The organism is Flavobacterium sp. UMI-01 (assembly GCF_019656315.1).
GTDB lineage: Bacteria > Bacteroidota > Bacteroidia > Flavobacteriales > Flavobacteriaceae > Flavobacterium.
In genome coordinates this window covers 59,259-77,797 of record NZ_BPLU01000019.1, presented here as the reverse complement: position 1 = coordinate 77,797, position 18,539 = coordinate 59,259, and the positions used below count along the sequence as shown (strand labels likewise).

At 34.9% G+C, this 18,539-nt stretch carries 10 protein-coding genes; 8 read left to right on the top strand and 2 right to left on the bottom strand.

The annotated features are described in order from the left end of the window. The first annotated feature begins 250 nt into the window (after window positions 1-250). The 4 genes from K5R64_RS07720 (at window position 251) to xylE (ending at window position 5,679) form a co-directional block, all read left to right on the top strand. Window positions 251-1,249 carry a GntR family transcriptional regulator gene (locus K5R64_RS07720; RefSeq protein WP_220762398.1) on the top strand — a complete coding sequence of 333 codons (999 nt, stop codon included), beginning with the start codon at window positions 251-253 and terminating at the stop codon, window positions 1,247-1,249. A gap of 2 nt (window positions 1,250-1,251) precedes the next feature. Next, entirely contained in the window at window positions 1,252-2,736 is a 1,485-nt protein-coding gene (locus K5R64_RS07715; protein WP_220762397.1) for a xylulokinase, read from the top strand. 12 nt (window positions 2,737-2,748) lie between these two features. Continuing rightward, window positions 2,749-4,074, top strand: a complete 1,326-nt coding sequence (gene xylA, locus K5R64_RS07710) for a xylose isomerase (RefSeq protein ID WP_220762396.1) — start codon at window positions 2,749-2,751, stop codon at window positions 4,072-4,074. 138 nt (window positions 4,075-4,212) lie between these two features. Then, complete coding sequence (gene xylE / locus K5R64_RS07705) at window positions 4,213-5,679, top strand: D-xylose transporter XylE (protein ID WP_220762395.1); 1,467 nt, start codon at window positions 4,213-4,215, stop codon at window positions 5,677-5,679. A gap of 113 nt (window positions 5,680-5,792) precedes the next feature. Here the strand turns inward: xylE and K5R64_RS07700 are convergent, their stop codons facing one another. Both K5R64_RS07700 and K5R64_RS07695 read right to left on the bottom strand, forming a co-directional pair. Continuing rightward, on the bottom strand, window positions 5,793-6,608 hold the full coding sequence (locus K5R64_RS07700; RefSeq protein WP_220762394.1) for an SDR family oxidoreductase: 816 nt from the start codon (window positions 6,606-6,608) through the stop codon (window positions 5,793-5,795). Between the two features lie 6 nt (window positions 6,609-6,614). Further along, window positions 6,615-7,064 carry a YhcH/YjgK/YiaL family protein gene (locus K5R64_RS07695; protein WP_220762393.1) on the bottom strand — a complete coding sequence of 150 codons (450 nt, stop codon included), beginning with the start codon at window positions 7,062-7,064 and terminating at the stop codon, window positions 6,615-6,617. A gap of 412 nt (window positions 7,065-7,476) precedes the next feature. Here K5R64_RS07695 and K5R64_RS07690 point away from each other — a divergent pair, with 412 nt between their 5' ends. The 4 genes from K5R64_RS07690 to K5R64_RS07675 all read left to right on the top strand — a co-directional run bounded on the left by K5R64_RS07690 (window position 7,477) and on the right by K5R64_RS07675 (window position 18,528). Further along, window positions 7,477-8,448: a type I phosphomannose isomerase catalytic subunit gene (locus tag K5R64_RS07690; RefSeq protein ID WP_220762391.1), complete on the top strand. Its 972-nt coding sequence runs from the start codon at window positions 7,477-7,479 to the stop codon at window positions 8,446-8,448. Window positions 8,449-8,626: 178 nt separating this feature from the next. Continuing rightward, window positions 8,627-12,781 carry a two-component regulator propeller domain-containing protein gene (locus K5R64_RS07685; RefSeq protein WP_255580325.1) on the top strand — a complete coding sequence of 1,385 codons (4,155 nt, stop codon included), beginning with the start codon at window positions 8,627-8,629 and terminating at the stop codon, window positions 12,779-12,781. A gap of 1,059 nt (window positions 12,782-13,840) precedes the next feature. Continuing rightward, window positions 13,841-15,274 (top strand): fasciclin domain-containing protein, encoded by a 1,434-nt coding sequence (locus K5R64_RS07680; RefSeq protein WP_220762387.1) that lies wholly within the window; start codon window positions 13,841-13,843, stop codon window positions 15,272-15,274. 5 nt (window positions 15,275-15,279) lie between these two features. Then, window positions 15,280-18,528, top strand: coding sequence for a TonB-dependent receptor (locus tag K5R64_RS07675; protein ID WP_220762383.1), 3,249 nt, complete (start codon window positions 15,280-15,282; stop codon window positions 18,526-18,528). The last annotated feature ends 11 nt before the right edge of the window (window positions 18,529-18,539 follow it).

Below are 18,539 nucleotides of genomic sequence, written 5' to 3'. Positions count from 1 at the left end.
TCAATGGTTTTTAGTGTGTTTTAATATTCTAATGAAATACGAAATCTTCTTTATTTTTTAGGCGCAATTCTTTTTTATAATTAAATTTTCACGATCTCATTATTTATTTTCAGCATTTGTTGTTGTATTAATTTTTTTGTTACATTTGCTTTCAGTACAGTACAGTACGGTATGATTTATTTTTAATGTTTTGTTTTGAATTGAAGGGGTAAATCGAGTATTGAATAATAAAGTTTTTTAATAAAAATAGATGAAAAACACGGTAGTCTTTCAATTGAGTAATAAAGCAGAAGAGCCCAAATACCAACAGCTGGTAGATGGTATCAAGAATGCGATAGCTCAAAAAGAATTACTCATAGGAGCCGAACTACCTTCGGTAACCAGTGTGAGTAAATCGTGTAAGCTTTCTCGGGATACCGTTTTTAAAGCCTATCTGATTTTGAAGGAACAAGGTGTAATTGATTCTGTACCTAGTAAAGGTTATTATGTAGCTGGAGAAACTCGAAAAGTGCTTTTAGTTTTGGATACTTTTAAAGCCTATAAAGAAGTATTGTATCATTCATTTGTAAACAATCTCCCTGATAACTTCATTACTGATGTGCAATTTCATCACTATAATGTGGATAATTTTAAAACAATTATCCAAAATAGCTTAGGGAAGTATTATAAATATATTGTCATGCCTTTTGATAATCAAGAGGTGGTTTCGGTTTTGAATACGTTACCTGCAGATAAGTTATTGTGGATAGATTGGAATATTCATTCGCAACCACAATGCAACTATGTTTTTCAAGATTTTGGACAGTCTTTTTACGATGCATTAGTAGCGGCAAAAGAACATTTGAGTCGGTACGAATCCATTCACTTTGTCTATCCCAGTTATACCAATCATCCTATGGAATCAGTTGCCTTTTTTAAAAAATTTGCTGCTGATTTTAAAATGAAATACGAGTTAGTCACTGATACAAAAGATTGGAAAATTGCCAAGCATACCGCTTATATAAGTGTGAGCGATCGTTTTTTAGGGCAATTTTTAGAGCAAGCTCAGGAATTAAACTTGGAGCCGGGTAAAGATGTAGGGATTTTGTCCTATAATGAAACGCCAATGAAAAAGTTTATTTACAAAGGCATTTCAGTAGTATCTACTGATTTTAAAACCTTAGGAACCCTAGGAGCGCAATTTGTGACTCAGGACGGTTCTATGCAACACTATGTACCAACACAGTTAACTATTAGAGAATCACTATAATTATGTATTACATTGGATTTGATATCGGAAGTTCTTCCATTAAGGTGGCCTTGGTCGAAATGACCACGGGGAAAAGCATTGGAGTGGTACAAGAACCCGAAACCGAAATGAGTATGCTTGCTGTGAAAAACGGTTGGGCAGAACAAAAACCTGAAGATTGGTGGCATCATGCCTGCAATGCTATTGCAAAACTGATGAAAAACCACAACATTGTCAACTCGCAAATCAAGGGAATTGGTATTTCGTACCAAATGCATGGTTTGGTTTTGGTAGATGAAAAAGGACAATCGTTACGACCTTCTATCATTTGGTGTGACAGTAGAGCAGTTGCTATAGGAAACCAAGCGTTTGAGGCTCTTGGAGAAACACAGTGTAATGAGCATCTGCTTAATTCTCCTAGTAATTTTACGGCTTCAAAATTGAAATGGGTAAAAGAAAATGAACCCGAAATATACCAACAAATTTACAAATTCATGTTGCCTGGAGATTATCTGGCTTATCGTTTGTCTAACACGATAAATACCACGATTTCAGGATTGTCTGAGGGGATTTTTTGGGATTTTAAGAAGGATGATGTTGCGGATATTCTTTTAAAACATTATGGAATCGATTCGAATTTGATTCCTGAAATTGTTCCTACGTTTGGGTATCAATCTGAGGTAGATACCAAAGGAGCACAAGAAAGTGGACTAGCCGCAGGAACGCCCATTTTTTATAGAGCGGGTGATCAACCTAATAATGCGTTATCGTTAAATGTATTTAATCCTGGTGAAGTTGCGGCTACTGGCGGAACTTCAGGTGTGGTGTATGCAGTTACCGATAGTTTGTCAGTTAAAGAAAGTGCTAGGGTTAATAATTTTGCTCATGTTAATTATGTTAAAGGAGCGCATCCTAGAATTGGAAAATTGTTATGCATTAATGGTGCTGGGATTCAATACCGTTGGTTGTTAAATAATTTAAATGTCGCTTCGTATAACGAAATGAATACGCTAGCTGAATCTGTTGCAGTAGGTTCAGATGGCGTGGTGCTAATTCCTTTTGGGAATGGTGCGGAGCGCATGTTAAACAATCAAGATATTGGGACAAGGATTGTAAATCTCAATTTGAATAATCACAATAAGGCACATTTATGTCGTGCTGCCTTGGAAGGTATTGCTTTTTCATTTATTTACGGAATGGAAATCATGAAATCCGACGGAATTGATATCAAAGTGATGCGTGCGGGTAACGATAATTTATTTCGCTCACCCATTTTTGCAAACACCATCGCTATTGTAATGAATTGTGAAATCCAAATTTACAATACCACTGGAGCCATTGGTGCAGCAAGAGCATCAGGATTGCATGAGGGTGATTTTGAGAAATTTGGCAAAAACATCACAGAGAATGATTATGTAATGAGTTACAAACCATTGCCTAATCAACAGGCTTACCAAGAGGCCTACCAAAATTGGAAAAAAGAACTTGAATTAATTATCAATAAATAAATTATTTTAAAAATGGCAGTAATAGGCAATAAAGAGTATTTTAAAGGAATTGGCGAAATTAAATTTGAAGGAGCGACATCGGATAATCCATTAGCGTTCAAATATTATAACCCAGAGCAAGTAGTAGCAGGGAAAACGATGCGTGAGCATTTTAAATTTGCGATCGCTTACTGGCATACATTCTGCGGACAAGGTTCAGATCCATTTGGACCAGGGACACAAAGTTTTGCTTGGGACCAAGCTTCAGATGTTTTGCAAGCAGCGAAAGATAAAGCAGATGCGGCTTTTGAATTTGTAACCAAAATGGGTTTTGATTACTATTGTTTTCATGATTTTGACTTGATTGCTGAAGGGCCAACTTTTGCTGAATCTGAAAAAAGAATTCTTTCTATTACCGAATATTTGAAAGAAAAACAAGCTGCTTCGGGTGTGAAATTGCTTTGGGGAACTTCTAACTGTTTTTCGAATCCACGTTACATGAACGGAGCTTCTACCAATCCTGATTTTAAGGTGGTGGCTAGAGCAGCGGGTCAAGTTAAGGTAGCCTTAGATGCAACTATTGCTTTGGGTGGTGAAAACTACGTATTCTGGGGAGGACGTGAAGGATATATGTCATTGCTAAACACTGATATGGGACGTGAATTAGATCACATGGCAAAATTCTTAACTACAGCGAGAGATTATGCTCGTGCGCAAGGTTTTAAAGGAACGTTCTTTATTGAACCAAAACCTATGGAGCCAATGAAACACCAATACGATTTTGATTCAGCTACGGCAATTGGCTTTTTACGTCAGTATGGATTAGACAAGGATTTCAAAATCAACATCGAAGTGAACCATGCTACTTTGGCGCAGCATACTTTTCAACACGAACTACAAGTAGCAGCTAATGCAGGTATGTTAGGAAGCATCGATGCTAACCGAGGGGATTACCAAAATGGTTGGGATACAGACCAATTTCCAAACAACATTCAAGAAACAACTGAAGCCATGTTAGTTTTCTTGAAAGCAGGTGGATTACAAGGTGGAGGAGTGAACTTTGATGCTAAAATCCGTCGTAACTCTACAGATATGGAAGATGTTTTCTTAGCTCATATTGGTGGTGCGGATACTTTTGCTAGAGCCTTATTGACAGCAGATAAAATCATCACTTCTTCGGCTTATGATAAATTACGTGAACAACGTTATGCTTCATTTGATTCAGGCAAAGGAAAAGATTTTGAAAACGGAAAACTCAATTTACAAGATTTATACAAAATCGCTCAAGAGAATGGTGAGCTAGAATTGGTAAGTGGTAAACAAGAGCTGTTCGAGAATATCATCAATCAATATATCTAATCAAATAGGATATTGGAATACAATAAAAACCTTCGAGGGGAGTCAATGCGAGATGCATTGGCCGTCTCGAAGTGTTTTTGTTAATAAAAAACAACCAACTTTTTTAAATTTTAACCAACCAACTTAATTGTTTACATTATGAATACAACAACAGAAAATTCCAGTTATTTATTGAAGTTGACGCTAGTCGCTACGCTGGGAGGACTTTTATTCGGGTATGATACCGCTGTTATTTCGGGAACTGTGAGTTCTTTAGATAAGTTTTTTGTGCTCCCTTTTGGTTTAAACGAAATGGAAGCCAATGCACGCTTAGGATTTTTAGTATCAAGTGCTTTAATTGGGTGTATTATTGGTGGCGTTTTTGGTGGATTAATCAGTAAGTTATTAGGCCGTAAAAAAGGGTTGATTTTGGCCGCTATTTTATTCTTAATTTCTGCTATTGGTTCTGCAGTTCCAGAGATGTTCATAAAACCAATAGGACAAGGAGATCATACATTTATTTACATTTTTGTGGTGTATCGAATCATTGGTGGCGTAGGAGTTGGATTAGCTTCGATGTTGTCCCCGTTGTACATTGCCGAAATCGCACCCGCAAAGAATAGAGGAAAATTGGTGTCAATGAATCAATTTGCTATTATTTTTGGTATGTTGTTGGTGTATTTTGTGAATTATTATATAGCCAAACAAGGTGATTCTACGTGGTTGGATAGTATTGGATGGAGATGGATGTTTGCGTCTGAGATTATTCCAGCGGTACTTTTTTTATTATTCTTATTTTTCGTTCCCGATACACCAAGGTCATTGATGCTGCGTTCGCAACCTGAAAAAGCCTTAGATGTATTGATAAAAGTAAACGGTAAGGAAGAAGCGTTTAAAGTTTTAGATGAGATAAAAAATACAGTTACAGAGCGTTCTGGAAAATTATTTTCTTATGGTTTGGCTGTGATTGTAATAGGAGTAATGATTTCTGTTTTCCAACAGTTTGTAGGGATTAATGTGGTGTTGTATTACGCCCCTGAGATTTTCAAAAGCATGGGGTCAGCTACAGATACAGCTTTGTTGCAAACTATTATTGTAGGGGGTGTTAATTTGATTTTTACTGTTTTGGCTATACAAACAGTGGATAAAGTAGGTCGTAAGCCATTGATGATTATCGGAGCCGTAGGAATGGCTGTGGCGATGTTTGCTATTGGGACTGCCTTTTTTGTAGGGTCGCTTGGTATGTTTGCCTTAATTTGTATGCTGGTTTATGTAGCCGCTTTTGCTATGAGTTGGGGGCCAGTTGCTTGGGTATTGTTGTCTGAAATTTTTCCAAATGACATTAGAGGGAAAGCATTAGCAGTAGCCGTAGCAGCACAATGGATTTCAAATTATTTAGTTTCATGGACCTTTCCTATGATGGATAAAAACAGCTATTTATTGGCGCAATTCAATCATGGGTTTGCCTATTGGATTTATGGTGTGATGGGGGTTTTAGCTGCTTTGTTTATTTGGAAATATGTTCCAGAAACCAAAGGGAAAACGCTAGAAGAAATGAATAGTTTATGGGATGAAGAGGAAACAGTTGAGACAAAGAAAGAGTCGGTTCCTTTTACACAATTGTAAAAAAAAGTCTTTAGAATAAAAAAATATTCTAAAGACTGAAAAATAAGTTTTTTTAATTTGTTTTTAGTTCGTTAAAACGGCAATTACGAGACGTAATTGTCGTTTTTTTTATACTAAATACTTTTAGCCCCAAAGCCGCCATCAACATGAATAACGATACCTGTTACAAATTTCGAAGCCTCGCTGCATAGCCATAATAGAGTACCTTGAATATCATCAGGTGTTCCAAAACGTCCCATAGGTGTATGGGCAATGATAGCTTCGCCACGAGTCGTCAAGTTACCATCGTCGTTGAGTAATAAGGCGCGATTTTGTTCACCAATAAAAAAACCTGGCGCAATCGCATTTACTCGGATTCCTTCGCCGTATTTGGTGGCCATTTCTACCGCCATCCAACGCGTGAAATTATCTATGGCCGCCTTTGAGGCTGCATAGCCCACAACACGTGTCAAAGGACGGTCAGCAGCTGCCGATGAGATGTTAATAATTGTGCCGTTTTTTTGTTTGGCAAATAATTCTGAAAAAACTTTTGAGGGTAAAAAGGTTCCCATGATATTCAAGTCCATCACTTTTTGTAAATCATTTTGGTTTACATTAAAAAAGTCTTGATTAGGACCTACCGTTGCTCCTGGCATATTGCCACCTGCGGCGTTTATTAAGATGTCTAGTTTTTGATATTTGTTTAGGATATGTGTTTTTACTTTTTGTAAATCGTCTTCATTTAATACATCTGTTTGTAGGGCAAAAGCTTGTCCGCCATTGTTTTGGATGGAATTGACCACTTCATTGAGTTTGTCAATTGTTCTTCCTAAAACACCTACAATTGCACCATTTTCGGCTAAGGCATGAGCCATGCTGGCACCTAGAACGCCACCACCTCCTGTGATAAGTGCAATTTTTCCAGTTAAATCTACAGTAATGTTGTTCATGTCTTTTTAGATTTTAACTTTAAAAATAAGTTTTTTGATCTCACCTTGCCCCATCATTGACGCATGACAATCCTCTGGATATAAAATGGCAAATTGATTGTGGGTTAATTCAAAAAAAGTATCAGGTTTATCAAACCAAAAGCGAACATCTTTTTCAGTGTTGTACTCGCCATTGGGTTGGTTGCATTTTTCTCTAGGTTTCCATGCGTAAGTTTCAATACCTTGCACACATACTTGGATGTCAATGTGTAAATCATGGCATTCAAAAAATTTCAAAGCATCTTCCTTGGGGTTGCCTTCGCCTGTATTGACAATAACTCGTAATCCATCGGATAAAGTTGTCATTCCGTCAGGTAATTGAGTGATGTCGTTTTGGGCAATGTATTCAAAGGCGACTTTGAATTGTGGGTGTAAAGAATAATATTTAGCGGCATTTTGTAAGCTGTCTATTATCATAAGAATTGTTAGTTTATGTTGTTATAGTTTGTTTTAAAAAAGAGCATTTTCATAAAAAGTACTAAAATGCAACGATGCGGTAGCTAAAATAGTTATAAAAATTTGTTTTGAATTCAGCTTTTTTTGAAAATGATTGCGCATTGCTTCAATCCTAACAATATCTTGGAAGTGGTATAGAATTATAACAGCAAATGGGGAATAATTAAACGCAAATACAATCGATTGTATTTAGGTTTTGATTATATTTGTAACTTACAAAAAACTGCCCTATAATTATAATGATGGTTGTTAGGAAATGTTTTGAGTTAAAATGAGGAAGGTGTGAAGATTTTTACCGCAATCGATGGTTTTGAAACCATAATAAATTACATTTGAAAAGTATTTAATTATTTAAAATAAAAACAATTACAGCATGGAATTATATCCTATTAAATTTAAGCCACTTTACAAATACCGTCTTTGGGGAGGAAATAAATTAAAGACCTATCTTAATAAAGATTACAATGAGGAAAGCATTGGAGAATCTTGGGAAATATCAGATGTGAAAGGAGATGAAACGCAAGTACTAGAGGGACCACTTCAGGGAAAAACGTTAAAAGAGCTTATTCAAGCCTATAAAAGTGAATTTATTGGAGGTTCAGTGTATGCAACTTTTGGCGAAGAATTTCCTTTGTTGATTAAGTTTATTGATGCTAAAACGCCATTGTCAATTCAAGTGCATCCTAGTAATGAATTGGCTAAGGAACGTCATAATTCATTTGGTAAAAATGAAATGTGGTACGTGATGCAGGCTGATGAGGACGCGGAACTTATTGTAGGTTTTGAAACAGAAATTGATAAAGAGGCTTACCAGCAACATTTGAATGACAATACGATTTTAGAAGTGATGCATCATGAAAAAGTAAGTAAAGGGGATACGTTTTATATTCCTACGGGACGTATTCATGCTATTGGTGCTGGGGTGTTATTGGCAGAAATTCAGCAAACTTCGGATGTAACTTATAGAATTTATGACTACAACCGTGTAGATGCAGCGACAGGAAAAGAACGTGAATTGCATACAGAATTGGCATTAGATGCGATTGATTTTACCTATCACGAGAATTTTAAAACGGCTTATGATACCGATGCTAATAGGACCAACACATTAGTGCATTCGCCTTATTTTAAAACCAATTTTATTAAGATTGAAGGAACTGTATCCAAAGATTACACGAACACAGATTCTTTTGTGATTTATATGTGTGTAAGTGGTACGCTTGAAATACAATACAAAGAAGAAAAGTACAGTTTGCAAAACGGAGAAACAATATTGTTGCCTGCTACTGTTAATGCAATTGAATTAGTTGCTGACCAAGCTGAAATACTTGAAATCTATTTGTAATTTTAGTGAAGTACTAATAGCTAATTGACAAGTAATTTTGTTATTTTTGAAGATTATGAGTTGCAATAGAGATTTATTTAATTTTTAAATCAATTTTGCAACTCATTATTGTTTAAATCAATCTAAAGACAACACAGGAATGAATTTTAGAAGTTATATAATTTACTTTTTTTGTTTAATGACCCATTTACTTTTTGGGCAGTTTAATAATTTAAAGTTTGAGAATTTAGATACTTTTAATGGGCTTTCTAGTAGTACTTGTACCGAAATATTCCAAGACAGGGAAGGTTTTTTATGGTTTGGAACAATCGATGGACTAAACAAATACAACGGATACGAATTTGAAATTTACCGCACTGTCTTAAATGATTCAAAATCGATAAGTAACAATAGGGTCAATGCTATCGAAGAAGATAATGAAGGAAACTTGTGGATAGGAACGAATAACGGACTGAACTTATTTAATAAAAAGACCAATAAGTTTACCCGAATTAATTTGTATCCTCAAAACATTTATCCACAGACACCTTCTAGTACGACACAAAAAATCATAAATGATCTTTGGTATGATAAAATAAATAATTTATTGTGGGTTGCTACCAATAATGGCGCAATCAAAATAGGGTTGAGTGATTATACCAGTAATGTTCAGAATTATAAATTTTCCTATTATGTAAATAGCCAAACCAATAGAAAATCCATTGACAATAACTCGGTTAATGTTATCGTAAAAGACAAGAATGGTGATGTGTGGGTAGCTACCAATGGCGATTATCTTAATAAATACAATAGCACAAAGGATAATTTTGAAAGAGTTTATATAAAAAAAACGAAGGCGTATGAACTCAATCATTTGCCAAAAAGACTCTATGTTGATAAAGATGGTGATTTTTGGATAGGAAACGATCTTTCTAATTTAATTTTATGGAACAGAAAGACAAATACATTTAGTCATATTTCGGTCGTAGGAAGCAGCACTGCAATTTTTGATATTTATCAAGATAAAAAAGGGTTGTTTTGGGTATCTACTGATGTTTCCGGATTGTTTTTATTTCAAAAGAAAAATGGGAGTGCTACCTTACAAAGGCATATTGTAAACGACTTTTTGGACCCGTTCTCCTTGCCTAATAACAAACCGAGTAAAATTTTTGAAGATCGTAAAGGTATTTATTGGATAGGGAGTTATGATAAAGGGGTGAGTAAATTGGACCCTTCCAGTTATTCATTTGGACATTATTATTACCAACCCAATGATTCTAATGGGCTCAACCAAAAAACAGTTCAATCCGTTTTACAAGATTCAAAAGGAAGAATTTGGATTAGTGCTTATAATGGAGGACTGAATCTTTTTGATGAGAAAACAAAATCCTTTAAACATATTGTCAGTAGGCCAGGCGGACTTAGTTCGAATAAAATATTATATACTTTTGAAAGTCGTGATGGTCATATCTGGGTATGTACATTAGATGGAGGAGTATGCAAATTTAATCCAGATAGCAATTCTTTTGAAACCTTTTTGCACAACAATCAAAATCCAAATTCAATCGGGCAAAGTTCAGTATGGACAGGCGTAGAAGATTCGCAAAGACGAATATGGTTTGGTTTGAGAACGGAAGGATTGAGTTTGTATCACCCAGAAAGCAAGCAGTTTACAAATTTTAGAAGTGTCAATGGTAAGGAGAATAGTTTAGCAAGTAATTCTGTTATTTGTACCTTTATTGATAGTAAAAACCGTTTGTTCATAGGTACTTCATTAGGATTAAATATTGTTGACTTAAACAAAATAAAAGGGATTCCCAAAGACATCGATTTTGTTCAAGTAAAAGGAAACGGAATAGAAGGGGGAGGGGTCAATTATGTGACTGAAGATCATCAAAATAACATTTGGGTTGGTTCAGATAATGGCTTGTATAAATTAGATTCCAAATTAAACTTAAAGAAATCATATTCTTCAGAAAACGGACTACCTAATAACCTTGTGGTTGGTATTAAAGAAGACAATAATTATAATATTTGGGTTACTACCAAAGGAGGATTGTCTTTTTTAAATCCTAAGACCAATCAAATCATGAATTTTAATGCTCATGATGGATTACAAGGGACAGAGTTTCAAAGTAAATCAATTGCTAAAACCCGTAATGGGCGTATTATTGTAGGAGGGATTAACGGTTTTAATATTTTTCAACCCAATGATATTAAAATAGCAAAATCTCTAGCACTGCGTCCGCAGATTACCAAGTTCAAGTTAAATAATAAGGTGGTGTATCAAGGGGATTCCATCAATGGAAGAGTGCTTTTGAACAAAAGCATTTCGGAAATCAAAGAATTGGTGCTGAATTACAATGAAAATTATATTTCACTGGAATTTGTAGCCCTTTATTTTGATAACCCTGATCAGGTACATTATGCTTATAGAATGAAGGGACTTGATGAAGATTTTATCAATGTAGGAACAAATAGAGCTGTGAATCTTTCCAATCTTAAGTCGGGTAATTATACTTTTGAAGTGAAAGCAACCACTAACGGACAGTGGGAAACAGCTCAAACGGCATTTGTAGATATTAAAATTTTACCCCCATTATGGAGAACCTGGTGGGCTTATTTGATTTATTTTGCGTTAGGAAGTTATGCGTTATGGTTTGTGATGCAGTACTATACATCAAAAGTACAGGAGAATCAAAAACACGAATTGGATCAAATGAAGTTTCAATTCTTTGTAAATGTTTCTCATGAGTTTAGAACACCTTTGACCCTAATTTTGAATCCAGTTGATAAAATACTAAATAGTACTAACGATCCCGAAGTGGTAAAAGCCTCCGCTGTTTCCATACAGCGTAGTGCCAGACGTCTTTTGCATCTTGTAAATCAATTATTAGATTACCGAAAGATGGATGTGGGAATGTCGCCAATTCAATTAGAAAAAGGTGATATAGTCAAATTTGGATATGATATTTTTTCTTTATTCAAAGACTTAGCGTCTAAAAAAGACATTCAATATACCTTCACGAGTGGCTCAGAGAGTATCAAATGTCTTTTTGACTTTGATAAAGTTGAAAAGATTATTACCAACTTGCTTTCTAATGCGATTAAGTTTACTCAAAATGGTGGAGAAATATCCGTTACGATTAACAAAATAAAAGCGCAATCTACCAAGTCTAAATTCTATTTCTTTAAAACACAAGAGGTTGTTGATTTTATTGAAATTGTGGTTAAGGATAATGGGGTAGGATTGAATAAAGAACAACGCAAACACATTTTTTCTCGTTTTTATAATTTAGATGTTACTAAATCAGGAACAGGAATCGGACTTAACTTTACCAAAGCCCTGGTGGAATTGCACGGTGGCGAGATTTTCGTAGAAAGTAAACGCCGTAAAGGTGCTAAATTTGTGGTTCGTTTGCCATTGGATGTAAAATCAAAATCACAAAAGGTAGAGAATATTAAAAATGAATTTTTGATAAACTCTAGAGAAGCAGTGAATTATGACATGATTATTTCTAATGAAAATGATTTAAACACTGCAACTGACGCTCCTACTGAATTGAATTCTGAAAAAGTACCCGTAATTCTCATTGTCGAAGACAATAAGGAGTTACGCACCCATTTGGCCAATGATTTAAAAGGTGAATATATTGTCAAACAAGCGGTTAATGGTGTAGCTGGTTTAGAAATGACTAAAAAACATTTTCCAGATATCATTGTAAGTGATGTCATGATGCCAAAAATGGATGGTTTTGAAATGTGTCGCCAGATTAAAACGGATATAGAAACATCGCATATTCCAGTAATCTTGTTAACGGCCAGAAGTTTAGAGGAAGATAGGATAGAAGGATATGAAAACGGCGCCGATGGTTATATTTCGAAACCATTTGTGACAAGTGTATTAAAGGCTAGAATTAATAATTTACTCGAAGCAAAACAAAGATTGCAAAAGCGCTTCTCTGAAATAGGGGGTGTTTTACCAGCGGGCGATGTAACGACTAATAACTTAGATAAGGCCTTTTTGGATAAAGCCACACGAATCATTATTGAAAACATTAGTGATATCGATTTCAAACAAGAGCAATTGTTGAGTGAGATGGGAATTGGTAGGTCACAATTTTATAGAAAAATTAATTCCCTTACAGGGGGTAATCCAAGTAACTTTATCAGAACGATACGTTTGCGTTATGCTGCTGATTTGTTGTTGAAGAAAAATTACTCCATCAAGGAAGTAACCCACATGACAGGATTTAATTCGACAGCTTATTTTAGTAAAACATTCCGAGAATTGTTTGAAGTCACTCCGAGTCAATTTATAGAAGAAAACGAAAATAAAAGAGAAAATAGTTAACCATTACATATTGTAATATAAAAGCGATTTTCTTGCTTTATTCTTAGAATGATTTAGGTTTTAAAACCTGCTGTTTTTTTGAAGAAGCAAACGAGATTCGTCTAGAGAATAACACCCTAACGGTACAAATGACTTTTGTATGGTTAGGGTTTTTTATTGATTTTCAACAGTGTTAAAAACGAGTTGCTTTTAGTTTTATCGCTTTAGCTTCTGAAATTGTCCACGGATAATTATTAATCTTAAAAAAATTAGCGAATCTGTGGTTTAATTACATTCTCTTCTTGATGACTTTAAGTCTGCCAACCGATACTAAGGATTTCATGTTCCAAAGGTTTTCTGCATCAATCGTTCTGTTTTTAAAACAATAAGTAAAAAGGATTATTTTTTTGAGCATTTCCAAAAGTTTGTAAAACGACCATTAGTTTTAAAAATCATTTTGAAAGGCTGCTCTTTGGACTATTGTTTTTTTGCTTATTATATCCTTAACTTTAATTAACATCTTTTTTGGAGAGTTGTGATTGGCGTGTAAAAAAGGGAATATTGAAAAATTAAGAGAACCAATTCTAAACTGATGCTGTTTTTAGTTGGAAATTGAATATTAGCCCTGTTTTTAAGGTTTTTAGGCGTAAATGAGCAATAATTTATTCTATATGAGCGATGATTTATATTGCTTTTTCTACTTCTTATTTATGTTTGTATTTGTATATTATTAACATTATTTAACAGTTTTTAATTTGTACTCAGGTTGGATTGTTGTAATGAAGTCTATTAAAAAATGTAAGCTTTTTATTAATTTATAATTCTGCTGAAAAAAAAGTGCATTACCTGTTTTACTATAACGATAGAGAAGCGCTATTAATTAACCAATATTTATGAACATGAAAGAAACATTATTTTCACAAAACGCGATGTTGCCGATTATCCTTAGTAGGATAAGGAACAGTTGCTTAAACACAAAAGTAGGTTTGATTCGTACTTTGAATTTGAGCAGCATGACAAACGGAGGCTTTTCTGTAGAAACTAATCAATTATCAACATTTAATTTTATTATCTATCAGTATGTTTAAACTTAAATTAAAAATTCCACAGCTAATATGTTTTGTGGTTTCCTTATTGCTTCTGGGGTGTGATGAGGACAAACGTGAAACTCCAAGTTCTGTAAGTGTTTATAGGATTTTGAAGGATGATACAGGTAACTATAGTTATCTAAGTGCTGCGATTGACAGAGCGGGTATGCGAAGTTTTTTTGAAAGTAACGAGCGTGATTTTACAATTTTTGCTCCTATTAATCAAGCTTTTATAGATGCAGGTTTTCCTAATTTGTTATCTGTTAAAACAGCTGATCCAGTTGTATTGGAAAAAATATTGAAATATCATATTATTGAGAATAAGATATTGGTCAAACCTATTGCTGGAGAAGTAACAGTTACAGCGCTTGATGGGAACGAAATCACGTTGGATAGAATAAAAATTTTAATAAGAACGGGGGAGATTTCTGTATTTTTTGCTAATGGTGCTGATATTTTATCTAGAGATGTGAACGGTACAAATGGGAATGTTCAAACCATTAATAAAGTATTGGTTCCAAAAACGAACAAAAACATTATGAATATCCTAGCGGAGAATTCTAATTATTCTCTATTTCTTGCTGCCATCAATAGAGCGAGTTTAGGTTCTAGAAATTATGCTGCTGAGCTAGCTTCTTCGAGTCAATTTACTGTTTTTGCACCTGTAAATGCAGCTTTTGCTGAGTTTATGGGGGGAAAATATAATTCGACTACTTCAATAAATAATACGCCTCCTCAAACGGTCGCAGATGAATTAGTAGGTAACCACATTATTAATAATGCTTATTTTACATACAAATTACCTTTTATTTCTTTATCATTAAATAGTTCAAGGCTTACCATCAGTAAGACCTTTACATATAATGCACCTAATGCTATTGCGGGTTATAATACAGTGGTGAATGGTGGTGCGGTGACACGTAGTTTGGCTAATGCGATGGCTACGAATGGTTTTGTGAATGGTGTAGGTGCTGTTTTTGCTCTTCCTTCTTCGTTAACCCTTTCAGATGCAGCTAGAGCAAATAGTAACTTAACTTTTTTCGTGGCAGCAGTAGATAGAGCTAGTACTGGAGGAGTTGACTTTAGCGGAATGCTATCTGGAACAAGTGACTATACCATTTTTGCACCAAGCAATCAAGCTTTTAGAGATGAAGGATATGAAACAATTGATGTGGTTAATACAGCTAGTCCAAGTATTTTAATACAGCTTTTGAGCAAACACTTTTTTGAAGGGTCATTTTATTCTAATTCATATCCAGTAGGAACGTTTAATCTTTTAAGTATAGGCGGAACTGATGTAGAATTTGACAATACGACACTCTACACAGCTAAAGGACCACTCAATACAGCGCCTGGAACTATTTCGACTAGAAATGAGATCAGAAAGAATGGTGTTTTAAATATTATTAACCAAGTTATTAAATAGCATAAATGGAGATGATTATAAACAAAAGATATAAAACGAGTAATGAGGAAGTGCAGGTTGCTTCTCGATATTACAAATTGATTGTTCTTTTTATGTTGGTGTTTTTTAATATCAATAATGCAGTAGCACAGGAAAAGACAATAACAGGGATTGTGGTGGACAATACAGGTCAGCCTATTCCTGGTGCAGGGGTAAAGGTGAAAAAAACAACCAAATATGCCGCTACTTCAATGGACGGAAAGTACAGTATAAAAGCGGATAATAATTCGGTGTTGCAATTTTCATTTGTTGGTTTTGTAACCAAAGAAGTTACAGTTGGAAATAAAACGTCTATTAACGTGACTTTGGAAGAAGAATCTACAAATCTTAATGAGGTGGTGATTCAAACAGGGTACGGGACAACCAAAAAAATGGATTTGGCAGGGTCAGTATCATCTGTAAATGTAGTTGATTTGCAAAAAGCTCCAGTACGTTCTTTTGAAGAAGCACTTGCTGGAAGGGTTGCTGGAGTTCAAGTAATTGCAGGTGATGGTCAACCAGGGGACGCTTTGAATATTGTGATTAGAGGGAATAACTCGATTAACAATGACAACTCACCGTTGTATGTAATTGATGGTTTTCCAATCGAGGATCCAGACAACAATGCAATCAACCCAGCTGAGATTGAAACAATCGATATTCTGAAAGATGCTTCGGCTACTTCTATTTACGGTTCGCGTGGAGCAAATGGGGTAATTGTAATTACTACTAAAAGAGGTAAAGTGGGTGCGCCTACTATCACCTATAACCAATATTATGGTTTTAATAGGATTAATAGAAATGTTGATTTGATGAATCCTTATGAATTTGTGAGGTTGCAAGCGGATATTAATCCAACTGTTGCAGCAAACACTTATTTTAAAGATGGGAAAACTCTAGAGTCGTATAGAGGAGTTGAAGGAGCTGATTTCCAAACTAAAGTTTTTAGACCAGCTGCTTTTCAAAATCATTATTTGTCGATGACAGGTGGTACTAAAGATACCCGTTATAGTCTTTCGGGTTCGATTACTGACCAAGATGGTATCATTATCAATAGTGGATTCAAACGTTACCAAGGAAGAGCTACACTGGACCAGCAAGTGAATGAAAAATTAAAAGTAGGAAGTAACATTAATTATGCCTCTAGTAGATCTTTTGGGCAAACTCCTCGTGATCAAAATAATGATGGAGGAAACAATGTGGAGTTCAACTTGATGTATCAAATTTGGGCATACCGTCCTATTACAGGGGCAACATTGGATGTGACTGATTTGTACGATGATTTTATTGATGAAGAATTATTAGACCCGGGAGAATTAACGCGTACATTGGTTAATCCAACCGCATCGTTTCAAAATGAGTACAAAGCTTCTTTTAGTAACAGTTTTACAGGTAACTTATATGCGGAGTATCAGTTTAATAAAGCGTTAAAGTACAGGGTGACAGGAGCTGTTAATATTGGAAATTCAAGAAATGAGCAATTTTATAATTCAAAAACACGTAGAGGAACTAGCCCTGTAAATGGAGTGAATGGTAGTATTGGTTTTGGAGAAAGAGTAGATTATTCTGTGGATAATGTATTGACTTTTGATAAGGCGTTTAACAGAAACCATCGCTTGACATTGACTGGAGTTTATACATTCCAAATCAACGAAAGATCAGGTTATGGCTATAGCGCGACCAATGTACAAAATGAAAATTTGGGTATGGCGGCTCTAGGTGGGGTATTGAATGTGTATTCTCAAACCTATTCTAATAGTTCTACTTACAGATTGTTGTCTTATGCCGCTCGAGCAAGTTATCAATTAGCAGGTGGTAAATACATCTTAGGAGGAACCGTACGTGCGGATGGTTCTTCTAAATTTGCACCAGAAAACCGTTTTGGTATTTTTCCATCTGGTTCGGCTGCTTGGAGATTTAGTCAAGAAAAATTCTTGAAAAACAAAAAATGGTTATCTACGGGTAAATTAAGAGCCAGTTATGGTGTAGTAGGTAACAATAGAGTTAATGATTTTGCTTATGTTTCTTCAATCACTCAATTAGCTGGTGGAAGACCACAATACTATGGTTTTGGAGGTGATATCAGCAGCGCAAATCTTTCTTATTTTATCAATTCATTAGGGAATGAAAAAGTAAAATGGGAAAGCACTAGACAAGTAGATGCAGGATTGGAAATAGGATTCTATAAAGATCGTTTCTTGTTAGAGGTAGATTATTATAAAAAGACCACTTTCGATTTGTTATTGAATTCTAGATTAGCACCTAGTGTGGGGACTCCAGCAAATATTATTGACAATATTGGTTCGATCAGTAATACTGGTCTTGAGTTTACTCTTAATACTACAAATATTAAAACAAAAGATTTTAACTGGAGTACGAACTTCAATATTTCATTCAACCGTAACCGTATTGAAGCTTTGAGTGGTGGAGATGATTATTTACAAAGAAATGTTCCTGGAGCAGGTAATGCCATGAATACAGTTGTTGGGTATATTTCTCAAATTGGTAAGCCTATTACAGCTATGTATGGATTTGTATATGAAGGAAATTACCAAGTAGAAGACTTTAACATTCAACCAAATGGTACTTATCTTTTGAAACCAAATATTCCTTATGGAATTGGAGGGGAAATTGGTCAAACTGCTACAGGAGTACAACCTGGAGATCCAAAGTATAGAGATGTAAATGGTGATGGTTTGGTTAACAACGATGATAAAACGATTATTGGTAATCCTTTCCCAGTACATATTGGAGGACTTAGTAATAATTTCAGATACAAACAATTTGATTTGAATGTTTTCATGCAATGGTCTTATGGTAATGATACGTACAATGCCAATAGATTATATCTTGAAGGAGGTACTGTAGTAGGATTAAATACGAATCAATTTGCTTCGTATGCTGACCGATGGACAGAGGAGAACAGAAGTAATACGATGTTCAGAACAAACGCAACTGGTGTAAGGGTGTATTCAACACGTTTTGTTGAAGATGCTTCATTTATAAGATTGAAAACGGTTCAATTAGGATACAATTTTACACCTGAGATTAGCTCAAAATTAGGATTGAAATCATTAAGAATGTATGTGTCAGCTCAGAACTTGATTACTTGGACCAATTATTCTTCTACTGACCCTGAAAATTCAACCAAAGGTAATACACTTACTGCAGGTTATGATTTCTCTGCTTATCCAAGAGCATTAACTGTAACAGCAGGTTTTAATCTTTCATTTTAATAACAAATCAC

Excerpts from the sequence above, each read along its gene's own strand:
- K5R64_RS07720 (WP_220762398.1), top strand. The coding sequence starts at position 251 with ATGAAAAACACGGTAGTCTTTCAATTGAGTAATAAAGCAGAAGAGCCC.
- K5R64_RS07715 (WP_220762397.1), top strand. The coding sequence starts at position 1,252 with ATGTATTACATTGGATTTGATATCGGAAGTTCTTCCATTAAGGTGGCC.
- xylA (WP_220762396.1), top strand. The coding sequence starts at position 2,749 with ATGGCAGTAATAGGCAATAAAGAGTATTTTAAAGGAATTGGCGAAATT.
- xylE (WP_220762395.1), top strand. The coding sequence starts at position 4,213 with ATGAATACAACAACAGAAAATTCCAGTTATTTATTGAAGTTGACGCTA.
- K5R64_RS07700 (WP_220762394.1), bottom strand. The coding sequence starts at position 6,608 with ATGAACAACATTACTGTAGATTTAACTGGAAAAATTGCACTTATCACA.
- K5R64_RS07695 (WP_220762393.1), bottom strand. The coding sequence starts at position 7,064 with ATGATAATAGACAGCTTACAAAATGCCGCTAAATATTATTCTTTACAC.
- K5R64_RS07690 (WP_220762391.1), top strand. The coding sequence starts at position 7,477 with ATGGAATTATATCCTATTAAATTTAAGCCACTTTACAAATACCGTCTT.
- K5R64_RS07685 (WP_255580325.1), top strand. The coding sequence starts at position 8,627 with ATGACCCATTTACTTTTTGGGCAGTTTAATAATTTAAAGTTTGAGAAT.
- K5R64_RS07680 (WP_220762387.1), top strand. The coding sequence starts at position 13,841 with ATGTTTAAACTTAAATTAAAAATTCCACAGCTAATATGTTTTGTGGTT.
- K5R64_RS07675 (WP_220762383.1), top strand. The coding sequence starts at position 15,280 with ATGGAGATGATTATAAACAAAAGATATAAAACGAGTAATGAGGAAGTG.